This window comes from Aneurinibacillus thermoaerophilus (assembly GCF_900099925.1).
Lineage (GTDB): Bacteria > Bacillota > Bacilli > Aneurinibacillales > Aneurinibacillaceae > Aneurinibacillus > Aneurinibacillus thermoaerophilus.
Genome location: NZ_FNDE01000093.1, coordinates 1 through 1,469, shown reverse-complemented (window position 1 = coordinate 1,469; position 1,469 = coordinate 1). Strand labels below are relative to the sequence as shown.

Genomic DNA, 1,469 nt, shown 5'->3' with positions numbered 1-1,469 from the left:
GCGTTCGAAGAACAGCAGAATCAACAAGGGGCAGGGAATGCACCGTCCGTAAATGGACAAGCTGAAGGTCCGAAAGCCAAGCTGTGCATGTGGAAGATCATGCAGGGTGTACCGGAAGGGGGGCGGGACAACGCAGGACTGCGCGTAGTGACACACCTGAAGCATACCGGGCTGAATCCGCAAATGATTTGGATGGCATTGTCTGCATGGAACGAGGCAAACAAACCGCCGATGGATTTGGAGTCGTTAGAGCGTTTATACCGCCAGGGACTGGAACGGCCATATGACTTTGGTTGCCGGGACGAGGTGCTGCAGCAATACTGCGACAAGCGTTGTCGTCTCTGGAAAGAGGACTATGCCGTGAACAACGTAAGCAGGAGGATGAGTTCATGACAGAACTGGGAGAAATGCTGATGCAGGCGGTACCGGACGACGACCTGCCGGAGCCAGTGGACACCTGCACGCAGGAATACAAAGCTCTACTGGAAAGAATCGTGAAAGGCGCTGAATTCATCTCTACGATTGGACCGGATCACACACAGTGGGCGGCAGCCAACCGAAAATACGAGGCGCTATGTCAGGAGGCATTGAGGTTGCGATGGACTTCCTGACCTATGAAACACTCACACAGGGTATGTGCCCCTGCTGTCGGAGCCGTTTTTTCAATCAGTTGCCGGGAGAAGAGCGAGAAGAAGTGATGGATACAGCGATGCAGATCGACAGCATTTTGTCTCATGTGTACGGTGATTTTATCGAAACGGAGGAGATTCCAGATGGAAAATAGACGTCGGAAGCCACAGCCTAATTCGCGGCCAGTTCTTTTCTCGCGAAAAATCACAGAATGGATGCGGAATACAAATTCAGTCGGCCGGACGAACGAGAATGCACTCGGCGGCGGTCGCCCGGCATGGAACGGGAGGAAGTAGAATGACCAGGCAGGAAAAACGAGCGCTTCGATTGCAGATATGCCGCACACTGGATGAGCATTGTGGCAACTGCGAGACCAAGAAACAGGCGCTGAAAGGGAAGAGCGGCAGCGCTTGGGACGCAGCGAATCAAAGCTTGCAGGCATACTGCAATACGCAGTGCCCGGTCGGAAAACAACTGCATGCGCTGGCTTCGAAACTCGAAGGAGTGCAGATACGGCCGGGGTCGATTGAAGTACAACCGGTGCTAAAAGTACGACCAAAGCCTATCAAACTCATGGAAGTTGTCTCGAAACCGCGCGAAGAGCTTACACCGGAAAGCTATATGCAGGATAGGGAAAAAGGGCTTAGAGATTGGCAAATCGCGATACAGTACGATATCACTCCGTCGGGACTTTATAGCCGGAAAAAGCGATGGAGAGAACAGGGACTACTTGCTGAGAACGAGCAACGGAGGAAGAAAGCATGACAGGATGGGGAAAAAGTAGTTTTGCTAATCGCGGTATGGCGTTTGAGCAGATGCTTGACTATACGAACAAACTG

General features: G+C 52.3%; 5 protein-coding genes. All 5 read left to right on the top strand.

What is annotated here, in order from left to right:
• The coding region (locus tag BLR88_RS19905) for a primase C-terminal domain-containing protein (RefSeq protein WP_217639414.1) at nucleotides 1–393 on the top strand (393 nt) is incomplete at its 5' end.
• Nucleotides 390–611, top strand: a complete 222-nt coding sequence (locus BLR88_RS18795; protein WP_091261641.1) for a hypothetical protein — start codon at nucleotides 390–392, stop codon at nucleotides 609–611. The genes BLR88_RS19905 and BLR88_RS18795, both read left to right, overlap by 4 nt.
• The gene (locus BLR88_RS18790; RefSeq protein ID WP_091261639.1) at nucleotides 599–784 is read left to right on the top strand and encodes a hypothetical protein; all 186 of its coding nucleotides are present in this window, start codon (nucleotides 599–601) and stop codon (nucleotides 782–784) included. Before BLR88_RS18795 ends, BLR88_RS18790 begins: the two co-directional genes overlap by 13 nt.
• On the top strand, nucleotides 774–926 hold the full coding sequence (locus BLR88_RS19900) for a hypothetical protein (protein WP_175493701.1): 153 nt from the start codon (nucleotides 774–776) through the stop codon (nucleotides 924–926). The genes BLR88_RS18790 and BLR88_RS19900 overlap by 11 nt, the downstream gene beginning before the upstream one ends.
• Nucleotide 927: 1 nt before the next feature.
• A complete protein-coding gene (locus tag BLR88_RS18785; RefSeq protein ID WP_091261637.1) occupies nucleotides 928–1,395 on the top strand; it encodes a zinc-finger domain-containing protein in 468 nt (155 codons plus the stop codon).
• The last annotated feature ends 74 nt before the right edge of the window (nucleotides 1,396–1,469 follow it).

What these genes read in the sequence shown, in the direction of transcription:
- BLR88_RS19900 (WP_175493701.1), top strand. Translation starts at nt 774, where the DNA reads ATGGAAAATAGACGTCGGAAGCCACAGCCTAATTCGCGGCCAGTTCTT.
- BLR88_RS18790 (WP_091261639.1), top strand. Translation starts at nt 599, where the DNA reads ATGGACTTCCTGACCTATGAAACACTCACACAGGGTATGTGCCCCTGC.
- BLR88_RS18785 (WP_091261637.1), top strand. Translation starts at nt 928, where the DNA reads ATGACCAGGCAGGAAAAACGAGCGCTTCGATTGCAGATATGCCGCACA.
- BLR88_RS18795 (WP_091261641.1), top strand. Translation starts at nt 390, where the DNA reads ATGACAGAACTGGGAGAAATGCTGATGCAGGCGGTACCGGACGACGAC.